The following is a 25,255-nucleotide window of genomic DNA, read 5'->3' on the forward strand; positions in this document are numbered from 1 at the left end:
GCCTGCCAGGAACCGCAACGTGATGGTCGATGACCCGCTGATGGGTGCGCGTGCGCTCGTACTCCATGATCTGCAGGCCTGCGGTTTCGCCGATCCACGTGGCGTGTCGATCCTGGAGGACGCCGTCGCGGAACGCCGCTGGTGGGTGCAGGAGTGGCCGGAAGGCGCCGACTACGTCGCCGGCCAGCTCGCGCAGGATGTCCAGGATGCGTTGTTCGACGCGGTTGGACGCTGGCCACTTTGCCATTCCTGCGATGCGGTCGAACCGCACGAACTACGGATCAACCCCGATCTGGGCGCCGATCCGCACTGGGTCTGCGAGCGTTCCGGGATGTCCGTCGCACAACTCGGCAAGCTCTACCACAAGCCGTCAAGCATCTGATCTCCCGATTTCGGCTTGACATACCAGCACTGACGCGGTGAAAGTCCAACCAGGGCCACAACGCAAGGGGCCGCGTCATGACCCAGAACCGCTTCACCATCCGTGCGCACATTGCGGCCGCACCGGCGGACGTCTACCGGGCGCTGGTCGATCCGATGGCACTGACTCGCTGGTTCGCCGAACGAGCCGACGTGTCCATGCCAGACGGACATTACGAGTTTTGGGGACGCTTCACCCCAAACGGCAAACGTCACCGGCAGCGCTTGCTCGCCTACGATCCGGACCGCCTGCTCCGGCTCGCCTGGTTGATCGGCGACCGCGAACGCCTGTGTGAGCTGGCGTTGGAGGCACATGGTGAGGGCACGAGCCTCTATCTCGTCCAGGACGATCCGCCACCATGGGAGTTCGACGCCGCCAACCTGAGCGACTTCTGGTTCCTGTCGACCGCGAACCTCGCCAACTACTGCGAAGGCCTCGACCTGGCCGACCGCCACGACTTCACCACGTCGTACCGCGGCGTGGGCCGCGCGGAGATCGTCATCCGCGCGCCGGCGGAGCAGGTCTTCGGCGCGCTGGTCGAGACCGAGCAGCTCGACCGGTGGATCGCGGGCAAGGCCGTGGTCGAGCCGTGGGTCGGCGGCCGCTACGAGTTCGGCTGGGACCACGGGCCGGCGCGCATCGTCGACTTCGCGGCGAATCGGGTGCTTGCGTACAGCTGGCGGATCGAGGGCCGGCCGGACACCCAGGTGCGCTGGGACCTGGTCGAGACGTCGTACGGCGCGGTGAAGGTCACGATCACGCATTCGGGCTTCGGCGACTACTCTGCCGAGGGGTATCAGATCGGGTGGCAGAACTTCCTGATCGAGCTCAAGCGCATGCACGAGCTCGGCCACGCCTGGCGCCGCATCGAATGGGACTGATCTGGCCCATAGACTGCGCACTGCTCGTCGTTGAGATCGTCTCGCCTGGTTCGGAGACCACCGACACCGTGGACAAGCCCGCGGAGTACGCCAAATGCGGCATACCGCACTATTGGATCGTGCGCGTGGACATGACCGGCGTCTCGGTCATCGAGCGCTACCGGCTCGACGAGGCGTCCAGGTCCTACAAGCACCTCGGCACGTTCATGAAGGACGAAGCAGGCAGCAAACCCGAGGTTACGAACCCCATCAAGATCGAGATCGACTGGGCGCAGCTCGAGTATTAGCACGGCGCGGGGCGTCTGACGTCTGCAGGACCAGCAACGCGACGTCGATGTGGCCGATGTAGTGCATCAGGCCGCGGCCGGGCGGAGCCGTCGAGGTGGCAGTGCAGCTCGACCCGGCCGGCGCGTGCGCCGTCGCTCACGCCGCGGCCGCCACCGCTTCGGCGGCGCGCAAGGCCCGCAGGATGTTGCCGTTCGCGAGCTTCGCGAGGTCGTCCTCCGACCAGCCGCGCTCGAGCAGGGCCGCGAACAGCAGAGGGTAGCCCGACACGTCGTCCATGCCCTCCGGGAAGACGTCCGTGCCGTCGTAGTCGCCGCCCAGGCCGATGTGGTCGATGCCGGCCACCTCCCGGACGTGCTCGACATGTGCGACCACGTCGGAGACCGTTCCGCTCGGCTTCGGGTGGTCGCGCATCCAGTCCTTGGTGAACGGGAAGAACGCCTGCAGGTCGTGCGGATCGATGCCGACCTCGCGTGCCGCCGCAGCCGCTTCCGAACGCCACTCGGCCGACTCCGGGCAGACGAACTCGGGTACGAACGTCACCATGCACACGCCGCCGTTCGCCGGCAACGAGCGCAGGACGTCGTCGGGCACGTTACGGGGTACGTCGCACACCGCGCGTGCGGACGAGTGCGAGAAGATCACCGGCGCCGACGTGCACGCCAGAGCGGCCCGCATCGTGTCGGCCGAGACGTGCGAGAGGTCGACCAGCATGCCGATCCGGTTCATCTCGGCGACCACGGACTCGCCGAACGACGACAGGCCCCCGAGCTTCGGCTCGTCGGTCGCGGAGTCGGCCCACGGCACGTTGTCGTTGTGCGTCAATGTCATGTAGCGCACGCCGAGCTCGTACATCATCCGCAGCGTTCCGAGCGAGCTGTCGATCGAGTGCCCACCCTCCATCCCCAGCAGGGAGGCGATCCGGCCGCCGTCCATCGCGTGCACGACGTCGTCGGCCGTACCCGCCAGCGCGAACGTGTCGGGATAGCGCCGCACCATCGCGTGTACGAAGTCGATCTGCTCGAGCGTCGCGGAGACCGCCTTGTCACCCTGCAGCCGGCTCGGCACGAACACCGACCAGAACTGCCCGCCCACGCCGCCGGCCCGCAACCGCGGGATGTCGGTCTGCGTGGTCGGCACCGGCTGGGTGAGGTCGAGCCGGTCGAGGTCGTAGGCCACCTGCTGCCGGAACTCCCACGGCAGGTCGTTGTGACCGTCGATCAGCGGATGGGCTGCCAGGATCGTCTTCGCGCGCTCAATGCTCACAAGGGTTTATCTTTCCTTATGCGCACCACTCGACGGCTGGCCGTTGGCGGCGGCTTCGCGATCGACGAGCTCCGCATCGTCCGCGACACCTCGGCATGGACCAAACCGGAGCCGCTGGCGACGCAGCGCCTGGTATTCGTCCGCCGAGGCGTCTTCCGGCTCCGGCTCGGCGGCTGGGATGGCGTCGCGGACCCGATGCTGGCCTACGCCGGCCAGCCCGGCGACGAGCACAGCATCGCCCACCGGCCCGGCGTCGAGGACGTGTGCACCGTGATCACGCTCGCGGACCGCTACACCCACTCCTACTCCGATGCCCGTGGCCCGATCCGTACGACGGCGAGGAGCTGGCTGGCGCACCGGGTGCTCGTCGCTCGGGCCCGAAACGGTGCCGAGGAGTTCGAACTGGCCGAGCGCGTTGCCGTGCTCGCGGCCGACCTGCTGCGGCAGCCGCCGCGTCCAGCCGCGGTTGACGCCGCGCACCGGCGCCTCGCCCACGCCGCACGCGAACGGCTGGCCGCCGATCCGGCGACGCTCACCCTCGACGCACTGGCCCGGGACGTCGGCGCGTCCCGCTCACATCTCAGCCGCGTCTTCCGCCGGGTGACCGGCGAAACGCTGACCAGGTTCCGGAACCGGCTGCGCGTACGCCTGGCTCTTGACCGGATCGAGGCCGGCGAGACCGACCTCGCGCGGCTGGCGGCCGACCTCGGCTTCGCCGACCACGCGCACCTCACGCGTACGGTCCGCGCCGAGACGGGCGTACCGCCGCGCGGCGTACGTCAGCTGTTGAGCACGGATCTTCAAGCCGGTAGGGATCTTCCGCTGCGAGGCTGACGGCATGATCTGCCGAATCTGGAGCGCCCGGACCAGCAGCCGGGCCGCCGCCGACAGCTACCAGCGCATCTTCGAGACCTCGGTCGTCGCCGACCTTCGCGGTATCGACGGCTTCCGGGGCGCGTACCTGCTGCGCGACGACCTCGAGCTGCGCACGCTGACGATGTTCGACTCACTCGACGCCATCCGCGCCTTCGCCGGCGACCACTACGAGCAGGCGCACGTCACCCCGCAGGCGCAGGCGGTGCTGGCGGACTACGACCGAGAGGTCCGGCACTTCGACGCGATCTGGTTAGCTGCTTCGTCGTGAGCGCACTGCATGACCTCGTCCGCCCGGACATCTACCCTCGCTCGGCGGGATACGACCCCGCGTGGCTGCTGAACCTCGACATGGGGCCGAATCCGCTGTGGCTGCTCGAAGACCTGGCGGGCGACCTCGACCTCCGCCCTGGCATGCGCGTGCTCGACCTCGGCTCGGGCAAGGGCGCGACGTCGGTGTTCCTCGCCAGGGAGTTCTGCGTCGAGGTGGTCGCGGCCGACCTTTGGGTGCCGCCCGAGGAGGCGAACGCGGTGTTCGCCGAGGCCAGCGTCTCCGACCGGGTTCAAGCCGTACGGGCGGAGGCGCACGCGCTCCCGTTCGAGCCCGAGTCGTTCGACGCGGTCGTGAGCATCGACTCCTACGAGTACTTCGGAACGGCCGACGGCTACCTGCCGTACCTCACGGGCTTCCTGCGTCCCGGCGGGCAACTCGGGATCGCGACGCCAGGGATGACGAAGGAGATCCGCGAGCTGGGCTACATCCCGGAGCACATCAAGGCCCTCGTCGGCTGGGAGGCGATCGCCTGGCACACCGCCGAATGGTGGCGGTTCCACTGGGAGATCACCGAACTGGTCACCGTGACCTCGGCCCGGCTACAGGCCCACGGCTGGGACGACTGGCTGCTGTGGGCCTGCGCCGGAGCCCACCAGCCGACGATCGCGATGCTCGAAGCCGACCAGGGCGAATACCTCTCGTTCGCGATCCTGGCTGCTCGGAAGTCTGCGTAGGAATGGCTCTGCCGACGGGCTTTCCTCGGCCATCCGGCCACGCTAGGACGCCCAGTACCGCCAGTACTCGCCGTCGATCATCTTTCCGACGCGGCGGCGAGCAATTGTCGAATCCTGTGGATCGGATGACGTTTTGGCGAGGGCAGCGATGATGGGTGGCTCTGGCCGAGTGCTGTGGGCCAATCGGCGCGGATCGTGGGTCGTCCCCTTGTGGTAGCGGGCGGGCGACCGAATTGAGCCCGGGCAGCGGCGATCGGATCGCGGTCCATGCGACGCGGTGTGCTTGGTCAGCCCATCACGCGGGTGAGCATGTCGACCAACAGCCTGCGCTCCTCGTCGGACAACAGGCCGAACACGTCGTTTTGGACGCCGGACACCGCGGTGTCCAATGCGACCATCCGCCTCCGTCCGGCCGCCGTCAATGTGATGAGGTTCCGCCGGCGGTCGTCCGGGTCTGGCGCGCGCTGGATGTGCCCTTGCTCGGCGAGCTCGGCGAGCATCGCGTGCATGTCGCTCTGGTCGATGCCGCAGCGCTGGCCGATCCGTGCCTGGCTCTGCGGCCCGAACTCCTCGAGTGCGGCGAGGATCGCGAAGTGGTAGGCGTGTGCGCCGACAGCCGTCATCGCCTCCGCGATGAGCCGGTGTGTGCGCGCCGACGTCTTGCTGATCAGCCAGCTCGGCTTGCCGCGCAGCCGGGCCGGCGCTTCCTGCGCCTCCACCTCCATGACGGCAGTCTAGCCAATCCCTTGGCTCGTCCCACGATTCGCGCTACCCTTGGTCCGTCCAAGATTGGTTCATCCAAGGAATTGGGGTAGACGATGCCGCTCACCCAGCAGGAAGCCCGAGACCTCAGCACCCGCATCCAGCAGCACGCGACCGCGATCGGTGCCCGGCTGTCGGTCGCGATTGCCGACGAAGGCGGCCACCTCCGCCTCATGGACCGCATGGACGGCGCACCGCCGCTGTCCGCGCGCGTCGCCCCGGAGAAAGCGACGAGCATCGCCTTGCTGGGTCGCCACGGTGCCGACCTCATCAAGCTCCAGCAAACCTGGCCGGCCCTCTTTGCCCAGCTCTCCCAGATCGCCGGGACGCCAATCGTCGCAGGCGCCGGCGCCCGCGTGATCCGACGCGGCGACGCCGTCATCGGGGCCGTCGCCGTCAGCGGCAGCACGCCCCAGCAGGACGACGAGTGCGTCGATTTCGCACTCGGCCTCGCCCCGAGAGCTGCAGCACGTCCCGAAGCGGGATGACATCACCAATCGCATGCCATCCGCACGATGACCGGCCTCATATCGCTCACGGTGGGGCTTGTCCTCACGGCCCTGGGGTCCTCGCGACCAGCACCTTTGCTCGCGTGTCTGCGGGAAGACTTCACCTAACGCGCCCCAGAACCCCAGCGCCCCGTCGCCGACGGCCAGCACAGGCCCGACCATGCCCCGCCGACAGCAGTCCCGCAGCAGATCGCCCACGACTCGGTTGACTCCCGGTAGCCATCGGCCAGCGCGACCAGTTCCTTGCGGCCATCAGCACGCACACCGATCATCACCAGCAGGCACAGCTTCCGTTCACCGGCGTCCGGGTCGGTGCGCTTGTCGTTGACCCGCGGCGCGGTCACCGCGATTACCCCGGCCGACGTGAGTACCTCGCGGGGCTGGTGGTAGCCGTTGCGCACGACCAGGCGGTGGCCGTGCTCGTCCCGCTCGTCAGCGAACGCGGCGATATAGGCGTCGACCTCGGCCCGGCAGGACTTCGGCCAGTATCCGGCGGGCGCCCTCACCGACGATCTGGTCGATCAACGATGACTCGCCCGCGATCGGCCGGTCGTTGTCACCGGATGCGGGGTGCCCGCGCGTATCGAGGACGACTGCTCATCACTGCTTCCCGTACGCATGCGCAGAGGAAGCTTCCTCAAGCTCAACAGAAATGACGAAAGGGCGGCTCCCGGAGAACCAGGAGCCGCCCTTCGTCGTGAAGGGGAGGACTTAGAAGTCCATGCCGCCACCGTCGGGCATGCCGCCGCCCGCCGGTGCCTTCTCCTTCTCGGGCTTGTCCACGATGACCGCTTCGGTCGTCAGGAACAGGGCCGCGATGGAAGCGGCGTTCTGGAGCGCGGAACGCACGACCTTCGTGGGGTCGGGCACGCCCGCCGCCAGCATGTCGACGTACTCGCCGGTCGCGGCGTTGAGGCCGTGACCCGCGGGCAGGTTGCGCACCTTCTCCACCACGACGCCGCCCTCGAGACCGGCGTTGGCGGCGATCTGCTTCAGCGGCGCCTCCAGACCGACCTTGATGATGTTGGCGCCGGTCGCCTCGTCGCCGGACAGGTCCAGCTTCTCGAACGCGGTCGTGCTGGCCTGCAGCAGAGCGACGCCACCACCGGCGACGATGCCCTCCTCGACGGCAGCCTTGGCCGCGCGCACGGCGTCCTCGATGCGGTGCTTGCGCTCCTTCAGCTCGACCTCGGTGGCCGCGCCGACCTTGATCACCGCGACGCCGCCGGCCAGCTTGGCCAGCCGCTCCTGCAGCTTCTCGCGGTCGTAGTCGGAGTCGCTCTTGTCGATCTCGGTGCGGATCTGGTTGGTCCGCCCCGCGATCTCGTCAGCGTCACCGGAGCCGTCGACGATGGTCGTCTCATCCTTGGTCACGACGACCCGGCGGGCGCTGCCCAGCAGGTCGAGCGTGGCGTTCTCGAGCTTGAGGCCGACGTCCTCGGAGATCACCTGGCCACCGGTCAGGATGGCGATGTCGCCGAGCATGGCCTTACGGCGGTCGCCGAAGCCGGGCGCCTTCACCGCGACGGACTTGAACGTGCCGCGGATCTTGTTGACGATCAGCGTCGCCAGCGCCTCACCCTCGACGTCCTCGGCGATGATCAGCAGCGGCTTGCCCGACTGCATGACCTTCTCCAGGACCGGCAGCAGGTCCTTGACCGCCGAGATCTTGCTGTTGACCACGAGGATGTAGGGGTCGTCGAGGACGGCCTCCATCTGCTCGGAGTCGGTGACGAAGTAAGGAGCGATGTAACCTTTGTCGAAGCGCATGCCCTCGGTGAGCTCGAGCTCGAGACCGAAGGTGTTGCTCTCCTCGACGGTGATGACGCCTTCCTTGCCAACCTTGTCCATCGCCTCGGCGATGATCTCGCCGACGCTGGTGTCGCCGCCCGCGGAGATCTCGGCGACCGAGGCGATCTGCTCCTTGGTCTCGACATCCTTGGCGGCCAGAGCCAGCTGCTCGGACACGGCGGCGACCGCCGCCTCGATGCCGCGCTTCAGGCTCATCGGGTTGGCGCCGGCGGCAACGTTACGCAGACCCTCGCGCACCAGTGCCTGGGCGAGAACGGTCGCGGTGGTCGTGCCGTCACCGGCCACGTCATCGGTCTTGGTGGCAACTTCCTTGACGAGCGCGGCCCCGGTCTTCTCCCACGGGTCCTCGAGCTCGATCTCCTTCGCAATGGAAACGCCGTCGTTGGTGATCGTCGGCGCGCCCCACTTTTTCTCGAGGACGACGTTGCGGCCCTTCGGACCGAGCGTCACCTTCACGGCGTCGGCGAGGGCGTTCATGCCCCGCTCGAGACCGCGCCGGGCGTCCTCGTCGAACGCAATGATCTTGGGCATCTAGCTAGATCCTCCCAATCGGGTGGATTTGGTGTGGCCGGCTCGACGCCCGCGACGGACGGCGCCCACTCCTTCGAGCGCCTCGTCGAACCAACCGGAACGGTTGTCACTCGCGACCTTCGAGTGCTAACACGTGTTTAGCACTCGACCGGTGAGAGTGCAAGCCGAAAGCCACCCCTGAGGCGTCGCGCCGCACATACGACGAGGGTCCGGATGGCCTGGGAACCATCCGGACCCTCGTTCGGCCCGTAGTCCAACTAGCGGGATACCGCTTTCTCGCGGTCAATCACGCGGGACGGACGTTGTGTGCCTCGAGGCCCTTCGGCCCCTCGACCACGTCGAACTCGACGGCCTGGCCGTCGTTGAGCGACTTGTATCCGTCCATCACGATCTTCGACCAGTGGCAGAACACATCGTTGCCACCCTCGACGGCGATGAACCCGTAGCCCTTCTCGGCGTTGAACCACTTCACAGTGCCCTGCGTCATGACCTCTCCTCAAGGCCGATCGGGTGTCAGACCCGCTCCCTTTCAGCGGGTCCGGGTCGTGCTTCTGCCGCACCCGTCCCCAAGGGGAGGTGTTGCGATCACCCGCGCGGTCGTCGCCCCCCGTGGTCGAACGGCACCGCGCGGTCATGCCGACCGCCCCCGACCTTAACTGTTTTGGATGCTTCTGTGGAGGGGTTGCCATGATCATTTCGTCCGAGTACGGACCGAGTGGCCTGGGTTGATTACCGTACGTGCGCGAACGTGCGAGGTGTTCAGCCCGCAGTAGTCGAGTTGTGTTTTCGCGGCTCCAAGCCCAATGCCACAAGGCCATACGCGTCGGTAACTCACTGCGAACAGTTCAGATGCTGAAATGCCTGTAACCCCGTCGAAACCGATCTATAACGCCGAGGCGCCGAACGGTTCGAGCCAGTCGTACGACACCGTTTCAGTGCCTGCTCCAGCACCCGTACACCACTGCGTCGGCGCGGTCGTCCGCAGCCAGTCGACGGGCTCCAGGCCGCCCGCGTCGCCGCCGGAGAGCGCGAGCCGGACCGCGGCACGCAGGTCGGCGTCGACCTCCGGCGTACGTGAAGCCGGGTCGACCGAGACGAACAACGCCGTGCCCGAGCGCGCCACCAGGTCGAGGAACTGCCGGTTCTTGGCCCACGGCGTCTGCGGCGTGCACGGCACACAGTCGGCGTCCACAGCGAAGAACGAGCCGTGCTGCGCCAGCCGGAACGCCAGCGTGTTGACGCCCATCCGCCGCGTGCGCTCCCACTCGCGGCCGGAGGTGTCGTCACCGGTGCGCTGCACCTCGACCAGCCCTGCCGCCAGGTGCCCGACGGTGTTGCAGCCGATCACCACCGCGGATCCCGCCGCCGAGCGGATCGTGCGGTAGAGGCCGAGCAGGATCTCCGCGTTGGTCAGGCTCCGATCGGCGTACGACCAGCCGGGCTCGGTCATCGCGAGACCCATGTCCGGGCCCCAGCGCGCGAACATGTCGTAGGTCGAGAAGTCGTGCTTGACCAGCTCGAAGCCCCAGCCCACCAGGCGGGAGACGTCCTGGCCGATCGTCTCGAGGTTGCCGGCGAGCGTGAGATCCAGGGGCTTCTCGCGGACGCTGCACGGTCCGGAGCGCAGCCGCGCCGGGTCGTCGACGAACGAGAGCGCCGCCGGCCGCATCCAGATGCCCGGCCGCGCGCCGCGCTCGGCGACCGCGGCGGCGAGACCCGGCAGATCGTCGAACAGCCCCGGCACGCCCTGCGTCCACGGGCCGCCCGGGCACACGCCGCCCTCGCTCCAGCCGGCGTCGACCACGCAGTACGGCCGGACGGCATGCCCGTCGGCGTACTCCACGATCGTGTCGGCGTCGCGGATCACCTGCTCGGGACCGAAGTCGACACCGTAGGCGTAGTACCAGTTGTTGCACCCGACCACGGGATCGCCGACCGGCAAGGGATCGGAGCACATGGCGGCGTTCAGCGCGCGCTGTGTGTCGTACGGATGCTCGCCGTCGACGCTCACGACCGTCGCGGCGGCGAGCGTCCGGTCGCCCAGCAGGACGGGCGATCCGCCGTTTCGTACGTCCAGCCACAAGGAGAACCCGGCCTCGTCGACCGTCCACGCGCAGAACGTCGACGGCCGTACCCGCACGCCCACGCCGCGGGTCGAGCCGGCCGCCGCGTCGTGCACGAGAAAGCTCCACGGCAGCACGCGTTCCGGCTGTACGTGCCGCCACTGCAGGTCGCCGTACGAACGTTCCCAGGCGTCGCCCAGGATCAGCGCACCCTCCGGCGGCGGAGCCGACCAGCGCAGGACGACCCGCGACAACGGGCCGGAGGACGCGAGCGCGATCTCCAGCCCGGAATCGCCCGCGGACAAGGCGATCTCGGTCGCACCGGCTGTGAAACGGTCGCCATCCCGCCGGGCAGCGCGCAGCACATCACCGGCGTCCTCGACCACGAACGCCGCGTCGGGAAACCGCACTCAGCCGCCCGCGACCGCGGGGATCACCGAGACCTGCGTGCCGTCGGGCGTCGGCGTCTCCAGGCCGGACGCGAACCGCACGTCCTCCTCACCGACGTAGACGTTGACGAATCGGCGCAGCTTGCCGGCGTCGTCGAGTACGCGTGCCCGGATGCCCGGGTGCTCCTTCTCCAGCGATTCGAGCACCTCGGCCAGCGTTACACCCTCGGCGGTCACCTCGGAGGCACCGCCGGTGTAGGTGCGCAGGATCGTCGGGATCCGGACCTGGACGCTCATGCCAAACCTGCCTTCGTGAACTCTTCGTACGTCGGACGAATGGTGGCCGTGGGGCCGACCGAGCCGGAGATCGCGTCGAGCGTCTTCAACCCGTCGCCGGAGTTGATGATCACGGTCTCGGCCTCCGGGTCGAGCTGCCCGGTCTCGACCAGCTTCTTCAGCGTCGCGACGGTAACACCGCCGGCGGTCTCGCCGAAGATGCCTTCGGTCCTGGCCAGCAGCTGGATGCCCTCGACCACCTCGGCGTCGCTGACGTCCTCGACCGTGCCACCGGTGCGGCGGCAGACGTCGAGGACGTAGGGCCCGTCGGCCGGGTTGCCGATCGCCAGCGACTTCGCGACCGTGTCGGGCTTCACCGGAGCCACGACGTCGTGGCCCGCGCGGAACGCCTGCGCGACCGGCGAGCAGCCCGTGGCCTGCGCGCCGAAAATCTTGTACGGAGTCTCGTCGATCAGGCCGAGCTCGCTGAGCTCCCGCAGGCCCTTGTCGATCTTCACCAGCTGGGCGCCGGACGCGATCGGGACGACGACCTGCTGCGGCGCGCGCCAGCCGAGCTGCTCGGCGATCTCGTAGCCGAGCGTCTTGGAGCCCTCGGCGTAGTAGGGCCGCACGTTGACGTTGACGAACGCCCAGGACTCTTCCTCACCGGCGATCTCGCTCGCGAGCCGGTTGACGTCGTCGTAGGTGCCCTCGATCGCCACGAGCGTGCCACCGTAGATCGCCGAGGCCAGCACCTTGGGCTGCTCGAGGTTGCTGGGGATCATCACGACGCTGCGGATGCCGGCGCGGGCGGCGGCCGCGGCGGTGGCGTTGGCGAGGTTGCCGGTGGACGGGCAGGCGAGCACCTGGAAGCCGAGCTCGCGGGCCGCGGTCAGCGCGACGGCGACCACGCGGTCCTTGAACGAGTGGGTGGGGTTGCCGGAGTCGTCCTTGATCCACAGCTTCGAAAGGCCGAGCTCGGCGGCCAGCCGGTCGGCCTTGACGAGCCGGGTGAAGCCGGGCTCGGTGTTCGGGAACGTCGCGACGTCGGCGGGAACGGGCAGCAAGGGCTGGTAGCGCCAGATGTTACGCGGGCCGGCCTCGATCTGCTCGCGGGTGATCTTCGGGTAGTCGTAGGCGACTTCGAGCGGACCGAAGCACTCCGTACAGGCGTAGTGCGGGCCGAGCGTCGTGGTCGCGCCGCACTCGCGGCAGCGGAGCTCGGTGGCATTGCCGAACGCGCCCTCGCGCGGGGTGAACTGGCTGGGCAGCGTCTGGCCGCCGGAAACTGTCTCGGCGTAAGTGGTTGTCATGCGAGGCCTTCCCCTCATCTCTCCCGACGGGGATCTCCCGTGACGGGCCGGAGTTGGCACCGTGCCGCCGCGGGCCTCGCAAAGACGCGAGTGACGCACGCGGGCGGCTGGCCGGTTGCCGGGGCTTCATAGGGCCGGTCCCTCTGCCCCTCTGGATGAGTTGCTTATTCAGTTGTGGGGCGCCGGTTGTGGTCCAGCACCTCAACGACATTAGCTGACGCATCTCATATGTCGTTATGCGCGCCCGGTATCCGAGACAGCGATGTCACCCACTGGTCATGGCGAGCAGCGGCTCGTGGTCGTGGCGGGCCTGTCGTAGACAATTTACAGTCGGCTCACGGTTGGCTTGCCCTCGCGTGGCGGTCCACACCAAATCCTGGATACCATCCGCGGAATGCAAGCCTCGTCGGCCGTGATGCTGCCAGTTCGGGCAGCCGGGCTCCTGGGACGCTACTGGGCGCCACTGATCTTCTGGTTCGCGCTCGGCTACATCGTGCACGACTTGGTCCTGCGCGGTTCGGCCTGGCTGTCCTACCGCAACGTCTGGCTCGGCTTCGGCGGCCTGTCGGTCAGCGTGCTGGTCATGCTGGCCGCGACCATCCTGATGTTCCAGTCGATGCGTCCCGGCCTCACGATGCTCCGGAACAAGGACGGCGAGGTGCCGAACCCCGCGGAGGCCCTCGAGCCGACCGGCCGGCGCCCGATGGTCGACGCGATCGCCGAGAGCATCCTGCCGTTCCTGGTGTTCTACGGCGCCTGGGGACTCTTCACCGAGGAAGTCCAGATGTGGGGCCGGCAGGCGGTCAACCAGGACCTCACCCAGGGCATGGACGTGATGTCCGAGCTCGGTGCGGCCACCGGCGCCCGCGCACTGATCCCACTGCTGATCGCCGTCGGGTCGTGGCTCGTCCGCGCGTTGTTCGAGACGATCTACAACCGGCGTGGCGGACGGCTGCTCGGCCTGGTGACGGCGTTCTTCGAGGCCAACTTCATGTTCTTCAGCGTGTTCACGGTCTACGCGCTGATCTCCAACTGGTTCGCCTGGCTCGCGGGACGGATGTTCTGGGCGAACGCCGAGCGGGGCATCGTCGACATGATCGCGCAACTGGTCGGGCTGGTGCCGGGACTGTCCTTGGAGAAGCTGGGACAGGCGTGGGCGTGGCTCACGCAGTGGAACGCCGAGCTCTCCGACGACTTCCTGCAGCCGCTGCTGTGGCTCACGATCGCGGGCGCCGTCTACGGCTTCGAGATGGCCCGGGACGAGCAGCTGTTCACGCGGCTCTCGCAGCGGACCGGCCGGCTGGCGGAGCTGTTCACCCGTGAGTGGCGCGACAAGTGGACACCGCTGGTCAACGGCATCCGGCTGATCTTCCGGGCAGGCCTGCTGTTCTACCTCACGTTCTGCCTGCTCTACCTGCTGACCGGCGTGCTCTCCGGCTGGATCGCGATCGGCGTGAAGTACCTCATCGGGCCGCATCCGTGGAGCTGGTGGTGGCCGTGGCTCGGGCCGGTCGACCTGCTGGAGCAGGGCATCCACGAGGTCCTGCGGATCGCGCTGCTGGCGGCGGCGTTCGGCATGGCGCTCGAGCGCGGTGTGGCGCGGAGCCAGGCGAAGGGAAAGCGGCGGGCGTACAAGCCTGCTGTGACCGCCAAGGACGCCGAAAACCCGGCGGCGCCGGTGCCGGCCGGTGTGGGCACCGGTGGATCGGGAACGCCCGCCGCGCGGCCCGGTGGAGGTGGCGCCCCGGCCGGCGGACCTGCCCGGCCCGGTGGCGTTGCCGGAAACCCTTGGCCGGGTGAACGTCCACCGGGTGGAGGCGGACGGCCTGCCCGGCCCGACGCGCAACCACGGCCCCAGGGCGGCGGCGCCGATGGCGGCCCAGCCGGCGGTACGAGCGGCTGGCCGGGCCGGCCCTGATGCCTGGGTAACGGCCGCCGGCAGGGCCGCTGCTTGCGTGGCTAGCGGGTGAACTCGAGCACGCCCTCCGTGCCCAGCTTCACCTGGGCCCGGATCTCGCCCGCCGCGTCCTTCGGGACGACGAAGGCCGCCTTCACCGTCTGGGTCTGGCCCGCGGGAATCGGCACCTCCTCGTACTCCCCCTTCTTGCGCGCACACGAGTCGGCCGCCAGCGCGTCCCACAGCCGGGGCTGATTGTCGACAGCCTGGAACCTGCAGTACTGGATCGCCTTGCCGTCCTTGGCCGTCCGGGGCGTCACCTCGATCGTCGCCATCACCAGGCGCGTTCCCCGCGGCAGCTTCCCCAACAGCTCCTTGGGCGCCGCGTCGATCTCCATCTTCGTCAGCTTCCAGGTCGCACCCTTGTAGGTGCCCGACCCGCCCTTGGACACCACCACGGCCGGCTTGGCGTACTCGCCGTTCAGGATGTTGTCCTTGGCCTCGACCCAGTACTCGAACCCAACGATCAGAGGCAGCAGAACAACCAGCATCAGCATGTACGGCCAGTGCCGCTGCCGGCGTGGCCGCTTCGGCTTGGCCGGCTGCAGGTCGGACTGCTCCGGCGGCGCCTGGCGTAGTGGCTGGCCGGCCTGTGGGTACGGCTGCCTGCCGGGATACGGCTGACCCGGACCTGGCCGGCCGGGATACGGGCCCTGCTGTCCGGGGTAGCCGGGTTGCCCTGGGTGCGGCTGCCGACCTGGGTACGGCTGTGCCGGTTGGCCGGGCTGTCCCGGTTGGCCGGGCTGACCCGGTTGGCCGGGCTGTCCGGGGTGGTACGGCGGGCGGTCCTGCCGCGGCGGTTCGTGCATCAGCCGTACCTCACCTTGGGCAGCCTGATCTGCTTCGGGGACTTCTTCAGCAGCTCGGCGGCCTTCGCGTCGTCGAGCCCCAGGTCGACGAGAGCGGCCGGGCCGAGCCGGATGTCTTCGGTCACGCTTCGGCCGAGGCGAAGCTTCGCGCCCGCGAGCCGGTCCGCCGGCAGCTCGAACACCAGCATGCCCCGGCGGGCGATGCCCGGCTGGATCTGGTCCTCGGTGATCACGCCACCGGTGAACCGGTCGGACGCGCGGTACTCGTAGCCGCCACCGGTTTCGAGCCTCGCGTCGTCGTACGCCACCGGACGCCAGTCGCCGACGATCGTGGCGTCGATCACCAGGAAGATGTCCTTGGTGACCTGGCCTCCGTTCGAGCCGAACGTGTCAGCGCTCGTCAGCGTCTTCGTGGTCTGGACCTTGTGCACCGTCAGCTCGAACCCGCCGGTGTCGACGGTCTCGCCGAGCTTCCCGCGCGTGATGATCTGCGCGACCTGCTGGTTGCTGGTGGGCGCGAACCGCCCGGCGGCCAGGATCCCGGCGATCAGTACGAGCCCGAGCAGGATCCACAGGAGACGCTTCACTTGGGCGCCTCCAGCACGGTCATGTCGACCCTCGCCGCCACCGTGTCGTCGATGGACGGGCGCCAGTCGAAGCTCGGGTCGAGGAAGCCCGCGGAGTATTCCCAGGTGAGGAACGAGACCTCGACATGCGACGGCCACTTCTGCTGCTTGGGGAGGGCGTAGACGACGAGCACGCGCCGCGGCATGCCCGGGTGCAGCTGGGCGAACTGGCGGTCCTTCTCATAGACCACGCCGCTGCGGTACTGCACGGACTTGGAGTCGATGCCCTTCACGACGAACCCGTCGGGATACTTCAACCGCATGCTCTGCTGCAGCTCGGAGTTGAACCGTTCGCTTTCCTTGGCTGTCACCGTCGCTTCGAGCTCGACGGCGAGGAAGCGGCCCTTGTCGGCCCACTTGGGGTTCTGCGTCGGGTCGACGTCGTAGCGCCAGACCCGGAGCGGCTTGATGTCGAAGCGCTTCGTGTCGATCGTGTCACCGGCCCGGGCCAACGGTGGCTGCTGCACCGGCGCCGGCCGGAACCCGCCGAACGCCGCGACCAGCGCGAGCCCGAGGGCGAGCTCGAGCACGATCACGCCGGCGACGATCAGACGGCGCACGCGAAGGGAACGCCGGGCGTTCTCCCGCGGTGGCGACGGCCGTGCAGTCGTTTGGGACACGCCGACGGATATTACGGGGAATCGGCCCGGGATGGTACGCCGGAGGGATCCTGGTGGGGTGCGGTATGCGGTGCGGTCGATCGTCAACGTGGTGAATCTCGCCACGCCACTCGGCCTGCTCGCCGGGCTGGCCGGCCGGGCGAGGTTCAGCCTGGGCCCACGCGGCCTGATCCTGGCCACCTCGCACCGCCTGCCGTATCCACCGAACGCCGCGTTCACGATCGGCAACGTGATCGTGACGCGCTACAGCCGCGAGCAGCTGGATCGCCGCCCGCGGCTGCTGGCGCACGAGGAACGACACGTCTGGCAGTACGTCTGCTGCCTCGGCCTGCCGATGATCGTGCTCTATTTCCTCGCCTGTGGCTGGTCGTGGCTACGGGTGCGCGACGTCGCCACCCGGAACGTCTTCGAGCGCCTCGCGGGTCTCGTCGACGGCGGATATGCCGGCGGTATCCCCGCAGAGGGCGACCGCACCGACCTGCGTGACCAGCGAGCTCGGAGCGCCGTTGTCGTCGAGGATCCAGGCGTTGCCGACGGCCGCGGTCTGGATGCTGCCGTCAGCGGTGCTGAACGCCGAGCTGAGGTAGCCGAAGACGATCCCGTCGTGTCCCCAGACGAAGCCGCCAGGAGCACAGGCGAGCGGTAGCTTGACCAGCCCCATCGCGTACTGGCCGTTCGGGCCGGGCTCGGTCATCTCGGCGAACATCCGCTTCGACAGCAGCTTGCCGTGGAACAGCGCGCGCATGAACGTCGTCTCGTCCTGGACCGTCGAGATCACCGCGCCGGCGGACCAGACCCAGCTCATGGAGTAGACCGTCGTGTCGTACGGCGGCTCGCCGTCGGCCGGCAGGTAGCCGGACAGGTGGCGCCCGAAGATCACCGGGTTGTACGCCGGGAACGACGTGTCGCGCAGCTTCAGCGGGCCGAAGATCCGCCGCTGCAGCTCGACCTGAACCGGGTTGTGCGTGACGCGCTCGATGACCAGGCCGGCGAGGACGTAGTTGGTGTTGGAGTACTCGTACTGCTTGCCGGGCTCGGCCCGCGGCTCGGTGTTCGTGAGCGCGATCTCGACCAGCTTCTCGGGCTCGAAGTAGTGGAAGCGGTTGAACTCGTACCCGTACGGCGGCGACGCGACCTTCGTGTCGGTGTGGAAGCCGCTGGTCTGGTTGAGCAGGTGGCGCACGGTGATCCGCTCGTCGAGCCCGAGGCCGGGCAGCAGCCGGCTCACCGGGTCGTCGAGGCCGACCCTGCCTTCCTGGACGAGCTGCAGCATGACGACCGCGACCATCGTCTTGGTGTTGCTGCCGATCCGGTACCGGTCGGTCGCGGCGGCGGCGCGGCCGGTCTCGAGGTCGGCCTGGCCGCGGGCCACGGCAGTGAAGCCCGCGTCCGTACGCCGGGCCACGATCGCGCCCGGGGCGCCGGCCTCGACCACCCGGCCCGCCAGACCGGTGAGCGCCTCGCGGTCGGTCGCGGCGGCCGCCGGGGCGGCAGGGGCCAGAGGGGCAACAGCCACGAGCGACAGCACGAGGGGGAGCAGGAGCAGGCGGCGCATCAGGACCTCCGGTTCAGCACGAGCAGGCAAACCACGTAGGTGACGCCCGCGACGAAGGCGAGGAAGACGTACGGGCCGCCGTCGCCGCCGCGGGCCAGCTCGTAGACCCCGCCACCGATGATGAACACCGCGAGGATGTTGAGCGTGTAGAGCGCCGCGCGCTGGTGGATGTCGACGTTGCGTTCCTCGTGAACGTCGTCGGCGAGGAGGGCGCCGGTGTCGCTGAACCTCGACACGATCGCCAGGACCGCCGCGAACCCGAACGTGATGGCCAGGCAGGCGACGCCGAGCCACACCCGGTCGCTCAGGACGGACGCCACGCACATGGCGATGCCCCCAACAGGCGCCGCGGCGATCGCCGGCCAGTTGATCTTTCGGCGGGTCTTACTCGTCGACATGGAAAACCTCCTCGACTGACAGTCCGAAGTAGCGCGCCAGCTTGATCGCCAGCGGCAGGGACGGGCTGTACCTACCGGTCTCGATGGCGTTCACGGTCTGCCGGGAGACGCCCATCGCACCGCCGAGGTCGGACTGGGAGAGCCCGCGGGCGCGACGTAGCTCCCGGACGTCGTTTCGCATGATGTCAAGGGTGCTTTACATCGGATCGGATGTCAAGTTACCTTTACACAAGTACATGATCGTCTGAACAGTCCGCGGTTCCCGCTGGGTGGAGAGGATTCCCTGGCGGCCGGGGTCGGGTCTACGCTTGGGCCGCATGGCGTCCGGTATGCCCGAAGCAGGCGAGATGGAGATCCTGCTGGCTTCCAACCGCGGCCCCACCTCATTCACCCGCGACGATGACGGCACCCTCGGTGCCCGGCCGGGCGCAGGTGGCCTGGTCAGCGCGCTTTCCGGGCTACCCGCGCAAGCCCGTACGGTCTGGGTCTGCGCGGCTCTCTCCGACGCCGACCGCGCCGCCGTCCGGGCCGCCCCCGACGGCCGCCTTGACCGCGTGGCGCAGCACAAGGGCTGGGACCTCGGCCAGACGCCCGTACGCATGCTCGACATCGAACCGCTGACGTTCCACCGCGCCTACAACGGCATCGCCAACTCGACGCTGTGGTTCGTCCATCACCTGCTGTTCGACACCGCGAACCGCCCGTTGTTCGACGGCCATTTCCGGCGCGAGTGGGCGTCCTACAGCCACTACAACCAGGCCTTCGCCCAGGCGATCACCGAGGAGGCGGCGACCGGCGCCAAGGTCGTCGTCCAGGACTACCACCTGACGCTGACCCCCCAACTGATCCGTGAGAGCCGCCCAGACCTGCGGATCGGCCACTTCTCGCACACGCCCTGGGCTCCGCCCGACTACTTCCGGCTGCTCCCCGACGACGTCGCCGTCGCCCTCCTGGAGGGCCTTCTTTCCGCCGACCACGTGGGCTTCCTGGCCAAACGCTGGGCCACCAGCTTCCTCGCCTGCTGCGAGTCCGTCCTCGGCGCGAACGTCGACTACGCCCAGCGCCAGGTCACCTACGCCGGCCGCACCACCGACGTCGGGGTGCATCCGCTGGGCCTGGACGCCGACACGTTCCGCAAGCGGATCGACGAGGCCGATGTCCGCTCCCGGATGGCGGGACTCCGCGGCCTGGTCGGTGGCCGCCGGCTGCTGATCCGAGTCGACCGCGCGGAGCTGTCCAAGAACATCGTGCGCGGCCTGCTGGCCTACCGCGACCTGTTACGCAAGCATCCCGAGTGGCAGGGCCGGGTCGTCCATCTCGTGCTGGCGTACCCGAGCCGTCACGACCTGCCGGAGTACCGCGAGTACGCCGCCTCGGTGCAACGCGTCGCCGACGACATCATCGACGAGTTCGCCAGCCCTGACTGGGATCCGCTGATCCTCGCGGTCGACGACGACCTCCCCCGATCGCTCGCGGCGTACCGGCTGGCCGACGTCGCGGTCGTCAACCCCGTACGCGACGGCATGAACCTCGTCGCCAAGGAAGTGTCGATCGCCTGTGACGGCGGCTGTGCGCTGATCCTGTCCCGTGAGGCAGGCGCCGCCGACGAACTGGGCGAGAACGCCTTGCTGGTAAACCCGTTCGACATCGAAGCCACGACCGAAGCCATGCACCAAGCGCTGTCGATGGGTCCGGACGAACGCCAGCGCCGATGCACCCAGCTGTCGACGGCCGCGGCGGCCTATCCGCCCGCGCGCTGGCTCAGCGATCAGCTCGACGCCTTGTCCGGTTGAGGTACCGGCGGTTTCAGCGCTCCAGCTGGTCGGCGAGCGCGTCGAGGAAAGCGGCAACACCCGGCACGCCGTCGACGACGAGATCCGCGCGTTCCGCCACGGCCGTCACCTCGTCGGAGCCGGAGCAGATCAGCAGGCCTCTGACTTTTCCTTCTGTACGCAAGGATTCCACTGCCGAGAAGGCCGGTAGGTCGCCGAGGTCGTCGCCTGCGTAGGTCACGACCGATGCGCCGGTCTCCTCGACCAGCGACCGCACCGCCGTGCCCTTGTCGATGCCCGGCGCCCGGAGCTCGAGGACCAGCCGGCCCGGCTCCGCAGCGAGGCCGTGCAACTCTGCCAGCTCGGTCAACGGCCTTGTCAGCAAGGCCAGTGCGCCTTCCGGGTCAGCCGCCGGGCGAGTGTGCACGACCAGCGCGTGCCCCTTGTCCTCGACGCTGATGCCCTCCGGTGCCGGCACGGCGGCCAGGACATCGGGCAGCTCACGCCGCACGCCGGCGACACCTGGATGTGGTTCGGGAGTGCGGATCTCGCCCGTCGGCGAGTCCATTCGCTCCAGGCCGTACTGTCCGATGATCCGCAGACCCGCGAGCGCGGGCTGGTCGGCGAAACCGCCAAGCCGGACGACGACCGCCGCGGGCCGACCGGTCACGATCGCGACCGCGCCGACGAGCGGAGTGATCCGGGCCAGCGCGGCCACCGCAGCCGGATGAACGTAGGCCTGCTCGGGATCGCGCACGATCGGAGACAGGACACCGTCGAAATCGAAAGCCAGTAAAGCCTTCCTCGGGCTGGCGCCGAGAGCCGCGAGGGCCTCGGCGCCAGCCGTCGTGTGAGGTTCAGGCAGGCTCACGCGCTGGTTCCGTGCCTCCGCACCGAACGTGCCCGCTGCCGGCTGGAACGCAGCCTGCGCAGCCGCTTCACCAGGAGCGGGTCCTTGGCGAGCGCCTCGGGGCGATCGATGAGCGCGTTGAGGATCTGGTAGTAACGGGTCGCGGACATTCCGAACTGGTCGCGAATGGCTTGTTCCTTCGCCCCCGCGTATTTCCACCACTGTCGTTCGAACGCGAGGATCTGCTGGTCACGCTCGGCAAGACCAGCCTCAGGGTCCGGGGTCGTACCCGGGGAAATACAGTCACTCTCGACCGCAGGGTCCGCTACGGTGTCCGTCACTTCCACCCCTTTCGCTTTTGGGTGTTCCTGCGATCCGACCAATCGTAGTGCAGCGAACCACAGCTTTGTCATTCATCGGCTTGTTCGTGTCCGGCGTCGGAGAGGATGGTCCGATGATGGCCGAATCTCCAGCGTCGTCCGCGACACAGGCGGTACGCACCGCACTCGCCCGGATCGACGAAGCCGACCGTACGGGACCGAACCTGCACGCTGTGCTGTCGCCCAACCCCGGCGCCGGACGCGACGCCGAACTGCTCGACTCCGAACGCGAAGCAGGTCGTGTCCGTAGCCCACTGCACGGAGTACCCCTCCTGGTCAAGGACAACATCGACGTCGCCGGGCTGGCGACGACCGCCGGCTCGCTCGCACTGGCGGACAACGTAGTGACGCGCGACGCGACGCTGGTCACCCGCCTGCGTTCGGCCGGCGCGGTCATCGTCGGGAAGGCCAACCTCTCGGAGTGGGCCAACTTCCGTTCGACCAGGTCATCGTCTGGTTGGAGCGCACTGGGCGGGCTGTGCCGCAACCCGTACGCACTGGATCGTTCGGCGGGCGGATCATCAGCGGGCTCGGCGGTCGCGGTCGCCGCCGGCATGGTTCCGCTGGCCGTCGGCACCGAGACTGACGGCTCGATCACCTGCCCAGCCGCGCTGTGCGGTGTCGTCGGCATCAAGCCGACGGTCGGGCTGGTTCCCGGCGCCGGCATCCTGCCGGTCGCCCACAGCCAGGACACCGCCGGGCCGTTCGCGACGAACGTACGCGCCGCGGCGACCCTGCTCGATGTGCTCGCCTCACCTGAGTACACAGGCCACTTCACCTCCGCATGTGCCATCGACGGCCTGCGGGGCGCTCGAATCGGAGTCCCCCGTAAGGCGCTGTGGGGATACAGCGCCCGCACGGACATCGTCGTCGAAGCCGCGATCGGGTTACTCGCCGAGCAGGGCGCGACGATCGTCGACCCCGCCGACCTGCCGAGCATCGACGAGCTCGCCGCCTCCGAGGCCGAGGAAGTCGTCCTCCACACGGAGTTCAAGGCCGACCTGGAGGACTACCTCGCCGGCTGCGTCGCGGACGGACCGCGCACGCTGGCCGAACTGGTGGCGTTCAACCAGGTGCACGCGGCGCAGGAACTGCGGCACTTCGGCCAGGACCGCTTCGAGCGGGCCTTGCTGACCGGAGGTCTCTCCGACCCGGCCTACACCGCCGCCGTCGCCGACTGCCGGCGGCTGGGCCGCGACGAGGGCATCGACGCCGTACTCCACGCGTTCGACCTGGACGCACTGGTCATGCCGGCCTACCCGCCCGCATGGAAGATCGACCTGGTCAACGGCGACCACGTGACCGGCGGCTGCCCGCAGCCGGCAGCCGTCGCCGGCTATCCGATCATCACCGTCCCCTGCGGTGACGTCGACGGGCTGCCGGTCGGGCTGGCGTTCATGGGCACCGCGCTCAGCGAGCCCGTGCTGATCCGGCTGGCGTACGCGTTCGAGCAGGCGCTCGGCTGGTCGCTCGAGCCGTCCTACCGTCCCGCCGAGATCGGCTGAACCGGCTGGGCGGCGCGCCGGATCGCTTCGTCCAGCGCCTGATCGGCCGGCATCTTCACGTCGGGCTGGATCCCGGTGCCTTCCCAGTTGGTGCCGCTCTCCGGATGCACCGAACGCGCGAACGGGATCGTCGCCGCCAGCCGCGGGTGCACGCGGAAGCTCTTGCACGGATGCGCCCCGCCCATGGTGGTCTCACCGATCACGAGCCCGCGCGAGCGCTGCTGCAGGTTGTAGGCCAACTCTTCCGCTCCGGAGAACGACGTGGCGCTGGTCAGCACGTAGACCGGCTTGGTGCCGCCGAACTTGCGACCCGGCACGTACGGCAGCGACCACGACTGCCAGAGGTTCGCGCCGTCTCGCTCCTCGATGCTGTTGAGGTGGACGCTCTCGTCGAAGAAGTAGCTGCAGACGAACTGCACGGTCTCCGGCGAGCCACCGCGATTGGAGCGCAGGTCGATGATCAGCGCGTCCGTCGACGCCAGGATCGTGAACGCGGCCGTCAGCGACTCGGCCGACACCGACAACGGGTAGAGGATCGGGCACAGGTCGAGGTATCCGATGTTGCCCTCCAGCCGCTCGACCTTGGCGACCCCGCCGGTGTTGCGGGCGGCCGACTCGGTCAGCTCGGCGAGCATTCGCGCCTCGTCGTCCTGGTCGGGCAGATCCTCGGCGCTGTATCGAAGCCTCAGGTGCTTGTCGCCGTTCACCGACTGCAGCTCGGCCGTGACGAGGGTCGCGAGCTCCTCAGGCTCGAGCTGGTCGGTCTGCCAGGCGGCTGTGCCGGCTCGCAGGACCTTGCTGATGGCCGCGGCCGCGTCCTCGAACACATAGTGCTCCTCGACCAGCCGGCTGACCTGCCCGATCACATCGTCGATCTCGTTCGATCGCATGGGTTCCCTCCCAGGGCTTGACTAAAGCGTCAAGAATTCTCGACACTTAGATTGTGGCAGACGCAGACCAACTTCGCCAGGTCCTCGACATCGCGGAACCGGAGCACTTCAAGGCACTGTCGCATCCGGTGCGGCATCGCCTGCTGTTCGAGCTACGCGACCGGGCCGCGACTATCAGCCAGCTCGCGGCAGGGCTCGACCTGCGCAAGGGCACAGTCGCCCATCACCTCAAGGTCCTCGCCGAGGCCGGGATGGTGCGTGTCGTCTCGACCCGGCAGGTACGGGGCGGGACCGAGCAGTACTACCGGCGAACGGCCGAACGGTTCCGCTACGTCGGTGAGGAGTCGGGCGAGATCCACGCCGCGATGCTGCGCACCATCACCGGTGAGATCGCGACGGCCACGAGCACGCCGGTGCTGACGTTGCGCCAGGTCCGGCTGACCGCCGAGCAGGCCGAGGAGCTGGCCAGGACGCTGGAGGAGCTGGCCGAGAACGTCGAGCAGGCAGACGAAACCCAGCCGCGATACGGCTTGCTGCTCGGGCTCTACCAGCCGGAGTGAACGGCGGCGCTCAGCCCATCGGACGCCCACGGCGTCGGCCATGTGGTCGGGCTCGTCGAAGCCACACTCGCCGGCGGTCGAGCGAGCCGTCCTTCGGACCGAAGACGTGGACGGCGTCTCAGAGCCCGTCACGGTCGTGCCAGTGGTTTTGCCAACGCGTGTCGATGTCGTCGTCGGAGCGCTGGTAGCGGATGTCGGTCGACAGCCGCACCACGCCGTCGGGATCGACGTTGTCGAGCGAGGCGTGCACGGTGTACGCCGAGTGCACCACGACGTCGCCGGCTTCGTAGTCGGCGAGCAGCCAGCGGCTGTCGTAGCGGTTGGCCAGGCCGGGCAGGTCCGCGGTGATCGACGCGGCCGGCGGGCGGTCGCCGTCGCCCTCGGACACCCGCGTACGCAGGTGACTGCGCTCCAGGTAGATGAGGCTGCCTCGCGTCGTCGGGCAGTCGCCGAGCGGGATCCACGACGTCAGCACCTCGTCGGTGCCGCCGCGGAGGTAGAGCAGGTCGTAGTGCGCCTGCGTCGCCGTGCCGATGCCCGTCTCGCCGGGACGCAGCGCACGCAGGATCTTCCGCCTGTGCAGGAACGGTGATCCGGCCAGGAACCAGGCGTACCAGTCGCGGATCGCCGGCTGCGTGCAGAACGCGTGGTACTCCTCGCCCGGCACGATCTCGCGGAACAGCGTGCGCCGCAGGCTCGCCGGATCGGTCGCGGACGCGAGCGTGTCGAAGTAGTACTGCCGAAAGCCCCGCACCCGTTGCGGATCCAGCGCACCCTTCAGGAAGAGGTAGCCCTCCGAGCGCAGCCGCCGCCAGAGCGCGTCGCGGTCGCTTCGTTCGGAGTCGGGCACCGGCGAAAGCTCACCCAGCCGCGCCGGACTCTCGTCCAGGACGTAGCCGTTGGACGTCAGCATGCCTTCCAGCCTGCCAAGTGCCCGTTACCCG

At 68.8% G+C, this 25,255-nt stretch carries 28 protein-coding genes, 1 pseudogene and 1 riboswitch; of the genes and pseudogenes, 11 read left to right on the top strand and 18 right to left on the bottom strand.

What is annotated here, in order from left to right; translation table 11 throughout:
* Window positions 1–22 precede the first annotated feature (22 nt).
* From ACYVF6_RS05450 to ACYVF6_RS05460, 3 genes are all read left to right on the top strand, one after another.
* Complete coding sequence (locus ACYVF6_RS05450) at window positions 23–382, top strand: hypothetical protein (RefSeq protein WP_460519384.1); 360 nt, start codon at window positions 23–25, stop codon at window positions 380–382.
* 77 nt (window positions 383–459) lie between these two features.
* Window positions 460–1,302 (top strand): SRPBCC family protein, encoded by an 843-nt coding sequence (locus ACYVF6_RS05455; protein WP_460516500.1) that lies wholly within the window; start codon window positions 460–462, stop codon window positions 1,300–1,302.
* Window positions 1,293–1,589: a Uma2 family endonuclease gene (locus tag ACYVF6_RS05460; protein ID WP_460516501.1), complete on the top strand. Its 297-nt coding sequence runs from the start codon at window positions 1,293–1,295 to the stop codon at window positions 1,587–1,589. Before ACYVF6_RS05455 ends, ACYVF6_RS05460 begins: the two co-directional genes overlap by 10 nt.
* Window positions 1,590–1,725: 136 nt before the next feature.
* Here the strand turns inward: ACYVF6_RS05460 and ACYVF6_RS05465 are convergent, their stop codons facing one another.
* Window positions 1,726–2,853 carry a dipeptidase gene (locus tag ACYVF6_RS05465; protein ID WP_460516504.1) on the bottom strand — a complete coding sequence of 376 codons (1,128 nt, stop codon included), beginning with the start codon at window positions 2,851–2,853 and terminating at the stop codon, window positions 1,726–1,728.
* 18 nt (window positions 2,854–2,871) lie between these two features.
* Between ACYVF6_RS05465 and ACYVF6_RS05470 the strand changes: the two genes are divergently transcribed.
* The 3 genes from ACYVF6_RS05470 to ACYVF6_RS05480 are packed head-to-tail and all read left to right on the top strand — an operon-like array spanning window position 2,872 to window position 4,734.
* Entirely contained in the window at window positions 2,872–3,687 is an 816-nt protein-coding gene (locus tag ACYVF6_RS05470; RefSeq protein ID WP_460516507.1) for a helix-turn-helix domain-containing protein, read from the top strand.
* A 4-nt stretch (window positions 3,688–3,691) separates the two neighbouring features.
* On the top strand, window positions 3,692–3,997 hold the full coding sequence (locus ACYVF6_RS05475; RefSeq protein WP_460516510.1) for a hypothetical protein: 306 nt from the start codon (window positions 3,692–3,694) through the stop codon (window positions 3,995–3,997).
* The gene (locus tag ACYVF6_RS05480; RefSeq protein ID WP_460516513.1) at window positions 3,994–4,734 is read left to right on the top strand and encodes an SAM-dependent methyltransferase; all 741 of its coding nucleotides are present in this window, start codon (window positions 3,994–3,996) and stop codon (window positions 4,732–4,734) included. The genes ACYVF6_RS05475 and ACYVF6_RS05480 overlap by 4 nt, the downstream gene beginning before the upstream one ends.
* 287 nt (window positions 4,735–5,021) lie before the next feature.
* Here the strand turns inward: ACYVF6_RS05480 and ACYVF6_RS05485 are convergent, their stop codons facing one another.
* Window positions 5,022–5,459, bottom strand: coding sequence for a MarR family winged helix-turn-helix transcriptional regulator (locus tag ACYVF6_RS05485; RefSeq protein WP_460516516.1), 438 nt, complete (start codon window positions 5,457–5,459; stop codon window positions 5,022–5,024).
* 93 nt (window positions 5,460–5,552) lie between these two features.
* Between ACYVF6_RS05485 and ACYVF6_RS05490 the strand changes: the two genes are divergently transcribed.
* Entirely contained in the window at window positions 5,553–5,984 is a 432-nt protein-coding gene (locus tag ACYVF6_RS05490) for a GlcG/HbpS family heme-binding protein (RefSeq protein WP_460516519.1), read from the top strand.
* A gap of 87 nt (window positions 5,985–6,071) precedes the next feature.
* Here the strand turns inward: ACYVF6_RS05490 and ACYVF6_RS05495 are convergent.
* The 6 genes and pseudogenes from ACYVF6_RS05495 to thrC form a co-directional block, all read right to left on the bottom strand.
* Window positions 6,072–6,548 (bottom strand): annotated as a pseudogene (locus ACYVF6_RS05495) (transposase); the annotation flags it as partial.
* A 168-nt stretch (window positions 6,549–6,716) separates the two neighbouring features.
* Window positions 6,717–8,348: a chaperonin GroEL gene (groL, locus tag ACYVF6_RS05500; RefSeq protein ID WP_460516522.1), complete on the bottom strand. Its 1,632-nt coding sequence runs from the start codon at window positions 8,346–8,348 to the stop codon at window positions 6,717–6,719.
* A 286-nt stretch (window positions 8,349–8,634) separates the two neighbouring features.
* Window positions 8,635–8,835 carry a cold-shock protein gene (locus tag ACYVF6_RS05505; protein WP_460516525.1) on the bottom strand — a complete coding sequence of 67 codons (201 nt, stop codon included), beginning with the start codon at window positions 8,833–8,835 and terminating at the stop codon, window positions 8,635–8,637.
* Between the two features lie 396 nt (window positions 8,836–9,231).
* Complete coding sequence (locus ACYVF6_RS05510; protein ID WP_460516528.1) at window positions 9,232–10,821, bottom strand: alpha-amylase family protein; 1,590 nt, start codon at window positions 10,819–10,821, stop codon at window positions 9,232–9,234.
* A complete protein-coding gene (locus ACYVF6_RS05515) occupies window positions 10,822–11,097 on the bottom strand; it encodes a ubiquitin family protein (RefSeq protein WP_460516531.1) in 276 nt (91 codons plus the stop codon). It abuts the gene before it with no gap.
* Window positions 11,094–12,389, bottom strand: coding sequence for a threonine synthase (gene thrC, locus ACYVF6_RS05520; RefSeq protein ID WP_460516534.1), 1,296 nt, complete (start codon window positions 12,387–12,389; stop codon window positions 11,094–11,096). The genes ACYVF6_RS05515 and thrC overlap by 4 nt, the downstream gene beginning before the upstream one ends.
* An 11-nt stretch (window positions 12,390–12,400) precedes the next feature.
* A riboswitch (SAM riboswitch) is annotated at window positions 12,401–12,551 on the bottom strand.
* A gap of 232 nt (window positions 12,552–12,783) precedes the next feature.
* Between thrC and ACYVF6_RS05525 the strand changes: the two genes are divergently transcribed.
* Entirely contained in the window at window positions 12,784–14,307 is a 1,524-nt protein-coding gene (locus tag ACYVF6_RS05525) for a hypothetical protein (RefSeq protein WP_460516537.1), read from the top strand.
* A gap of 41 nt (window positions 14,308–14,348) precedes the next feature.
* Here ACYVF6_RS05525 and ACYVF6_RS05530 read toward each other — a convergent pair whose 3' ends face one another.
* From ACYVF6_RS05530 to ACYVF6_RS05555, 6 genes are all read right to left on the bottom strand, one after another.
* A complete protein-coding gene (locus ACYVF6_RS05530) occupies window positions 14,349–15,155 on the bottom strand; it encodes a hypothetical protein (protein WP_460516539.1) in 807 nt (268 codons plus the stop codon).
* Window positions 15,155–15,742 (bottom strand): DUF4352 domain-containing protein, encoded by a 588-nt coding sequence (locus tag ACYVF6_RS05535; RefSeq protein WP_460516542.1) that lies wholly within the window; start codon window positions 15,740–15,742, stop codon window positions 15,155–15,157. Before ACYVF6_RS05535 ends, ACYVF6_RS05530 begins: the two co-directional genes overlap by 1 nt.
* Window positions 15,739–16,401, bottom strand: coding sequence for a hypothetical protein (locus tag ACYVF6_RS05540; protein ID WP_460516544.1), 663 nt, complete (start codon window positions 16,399–16,401; stop codon window positions 15,739–15,741). Before ACYVF6_RS05540 ends, ACYVF6_RS05535 begins: the two co-directional genes overlap by 4 nt.
* Before the next feature lie 373 nt (window positions 16,402–16,774).
* Window positions 16,775–17,956, bottom strand: coding sequence for a serine hydrolase domain-containing protein (locus ACYVF6_RS05545; protein ID WP_460516547.1), 1,182 nt, complete (start codon window positions 17,954–17,956; stop codon window positions 16,775–16,777).
* Window positions 17,956–18,354, bottom strand: coding sequence for a hypothetical protein (locus ACYVF6_RS05550; RefSeq protein ID WP_460516550.1), 399 nt, complete (start codon window positions 18,352–18,354; stop codon window positions 17,956–17,958). The genes ACYVF6_RS05545 and ACYVF6_RS05550 overlap by 1 nt, the downstream gene beginning before the upstream one ends.
* A complete protein-coding gene (locus ACYVF6_RS05555; RefSeq protein ID WP_460516553.1) occupies window positions 18,341–18,535 on the bottom strand; it encodes a helix-turn-helix transcriptional regulator in 195 nt (64 codons plus the stop codon). The genes ACYVF6_RS05550 and ACYVF6_RS05555 overlap by 14 nt, the downstream gene beginning before the upstream one ends.
* A gap of 136 nt (window positions 18,536–18,671) precedes the next feature.
* Here ACYVF6_RS05555 and ACYVF6_RS05560 point away from each other — a divergent pair, with 136 nt between their 5' ends.
* On the top strand, window positions 18,672–20,147 hold the full coding sequence (locus ACYVF6_RS05560; protein ID WP_460516556.1) for an alpha,alpha-trehalose-phosphate synthase (UDP-forming): 1,476 nt from the start codon (window positions 18,672–18,674) through the stop codon (window positions 20,145–20,147).
* Between the two features lie 13 nt (window positions 20,148–20,160).
* On the opposite strand, the gene otsB is transcribed toward ACYVF6_RS05560, so the two are convergent.
* Entirely contained in the window at window positions 20,161–20,997 is an 837-nt protein-coding gene (gene otsB, locus ACYVF6_RS05565) for a trehalose-phosphatase (protein ID WP_460516559.1), read from the bottom strand.
* Window positions 20,994–21,275 carry a DUF3263 domain-containing protein gene (locus ACYVF6_RS05570; protein WP_460519387.1) on the bottom strand — a complete coding sequence of 94 codons (282 nt, stop codon included), beginning with the start codon at window positions 21,273–21,275 and terminating at the stop codon, window positions 20,994–20,996. Before ACYVF6_RS05570 ends, otsB begins: the two co-directional genes overlap by 4 nt.
* A 155-nt stretch (window positions 21,276–21,430) precedes the next feature.
* On the opposite strand from ACYVF6_RS05570, the gene ACYVF6_RS05575 reads away from it, so the two are divergent.
* Complete coding sequence (locus tag ACYVF6_RS05575) at window positions 21,431–22,861, top strand: amidase (protein WP_460516562.1); 1,431 nt, start codon at window positions 21,431–21,433, stop codon at window positions 22,859–22,861.
* Here ACYVF6_RS05575 and ACYVF6_RS05580 read toward each other — a convergent pair.
* Window positions 22,837–23,751: a S41 family peptidase gene (locus ACYVF6_RS05580; RefSeq protein WP_460516565.1), complete on the bottom strand. Its 915-nt coding sequence runs from the start codon at window positions 23,749–23,751 to the stop codon at window positions 22,837–22,839. The genes ACYVF6_RS05575 and ACYVF6_RS05580 overlap by 25 nt on opposite strands.
* Before the next feature lie 53 nt (window positions 23,752–23,804).
* Here ACYVF6_RS05580 and ACYVF6_RS05585 point away from each other — a divergent pair, with 53 nt between their 5' ends.
* Entirely contained in the window at window positions 23,805–24,311 is a 507-nt protein-coding gene (locus tag ACYVF6_RS05585; protein WP_460516568.1) for an ArsR/SmtB family transcription factor, read from the top strand.
* A gap of 118 nt (window positions 24,312–24,429) precedes the next feature.
* On the opposite strand, the gene ACYVF6_RS05590 is transcribed toward ACYVF6_RS05585, so the two are convergent.
* Entirely contained in the window at window positions 24,430–25,224 is a 795-nt protein-coding gene (locus ACYVF6_RS05590) for a phytanoyl-CoA dioxygenase family protein (RefSeq protein WP_460516571.1), read from the bottom strand.
* Window positions 25,225–25,255 lie beyond the last annotated feature (31 nt).

Source organism: Flindersiella endophytica (genome assembly GCF_054779015.1).

What these genes read in the sequence shown, in the direction of transcription:
- ACYVF6_RS05450 (WP_460519384.1), top strand. Translation starts at nt 23, where the DNA reads ATGGTCGATGACCCGCTGATGGGTGCGCGTGCGCTCGTACTCCATGAT.
- ACYVF6_RS05455 (WP_460516500.1), top strand. Translation starts at nt 460, where the DNA reads ATGACCCAGAACCGCTTCACCATCCGTGCGCACATTGCGGCCGCACCG.
- ACYVF6_RS05460 (WP_460516501.1), top strand. Translation starts at nt 1,293, where the DNA reads ATGGGACTGATCTGGCCCATAGACTGCGCACTGCTCGTCGTTGAGATC.
- ACYVF6_RS05470 (WP_460516507.1), top strand. Translation starts at nt 2,872, where the DNA reads ATGCGCACCACTCGACGGCTGGCCGTTGGCGGCGGCTTCGCGATCGAC.
- ACYVF6_RS05475 (WP_460516510.1), top strand. Translation starts at nt 3,692, where the DNA reads ATGATCTGCCGAATCTGGAGCGCCCGGACCAGCAGCCGGGCCGCCGCC.
- ACYVF6_RS05485 (WP_460516516.1), bottom strand. Translation starts at nt 5,459, where the DNA reads ATGGAGGTGGAGGCGCAGGAAGCGCCGGCCCGGCTGCGCGGCAAGCCG.
- ACYVF6_RS05490 (WP_460516519.1), top strand. Translation starts at nt 5,553, where the DNA reads ATGCCGCTCACCCAGCAGGAAGCCCGAGACCTCAGCACCCGCATCCAG.
- groL (WP_460516522.1), bottom strand. Translation starts at nt 8,348, where the DNA reads ATGCCCAAGATCATTGCGTTCGACGAGGACGCCCGGCGCGGTCTCGAG.
- ACYVF6_RS05505 (WP_460516525.1), bottom strand. Translation starts at nt 8,835, where the DNA reads ATGACGCAGGGCACTGTGAAGTGGTTCAACGCCGAGAAGGGCTACGGG.
- ACYVF6_RS05515 (WP_460516531.1), bottom strand. Translation starts at nt 11,097, where the DNA reads ATGAGCGTCCAGGTCCGGATCCCGACGATCCTGCGCACCTACACCGGC.
- thrC (WP_460516534.1), bottom strand. Translation starts at nt 12,389, where the DNA reads ATGACAACCACTTACGCCGAGACAGTTTCCGGCGGCCAGACGCTGCCC.
- ACYVF6_RS05525 (WP_460516537.1), top strand. Translation starts at nt 12,784, where the DNA reads ATGCAAGCCTCGTCGGCCGTGATGCTGCCAGTTCGGGCAGCCGGGCTC.
- ACYVF6_RS05530 (WP_460516539.1), bottom strand. Translation starts at nt 15,155, where the DNA reads ATGCACGAACCGCCGCGGCAGGACCGCCCGCCGTACCACCCCGGACAG.
- ACYVF6_RS05545 (WP_460516547.1), bottom strand. Translation starts at nt 17,956, where the DNA reads ATGCGCCGCCTGCTCCTGCTCCCCCTCGTGCTGTCGCTCGTGGCTGTT.
- ACYVF6_RS05550 (WP_460516550.1), bottom strand. Translation starts at nt 18,354, where the DNA reads ATGTCGACGAGTAAGACCCGCCGAAAGATCAACTGGCCGGCGATCGCC.
- ACYVF6_RS05555 (WP_460516553.1), bottom strand. Translation starts at nt 18,535, where the DNA reads ATGCGAAACGACGTCCGGGAGCTACGTCGCGCCCGCGGGCTCTCCCAG.
- ACYVF6_RS05560 (WP_460516556.1), top strand. Translation starts at nt 18,672, where the DNA reads ATGGCGTCCGGTATGCCCGAAGCAGGCGAGATGGAGATCCTGCTGGCT.
- ACYVF6_RS05575 (WP_460516562.1), top strand. Translation starts at nt 21,431, where the DNA reads ATGATGGCCGAATCTCCAGCGTCGTCCGCGACACAGGCGGTACGCACC.
- ACYVF6_RS05580 (WP_460516565.1), bottom strand. Translation starts at nt 23,751, where the DNA reads ATGCGATCGAACGAGATCGACGATGTGATCGGGCAGGTCAGCCGGCTG.
- ACYVF6_RS05590 (WP_460516571.1), bottom strand. Translation starts at nt 25,224, where the DNA reads ATGCTGACGTCCAACGGCTACGTCCTGGACGAGAGTCCGGCGCGGCTG.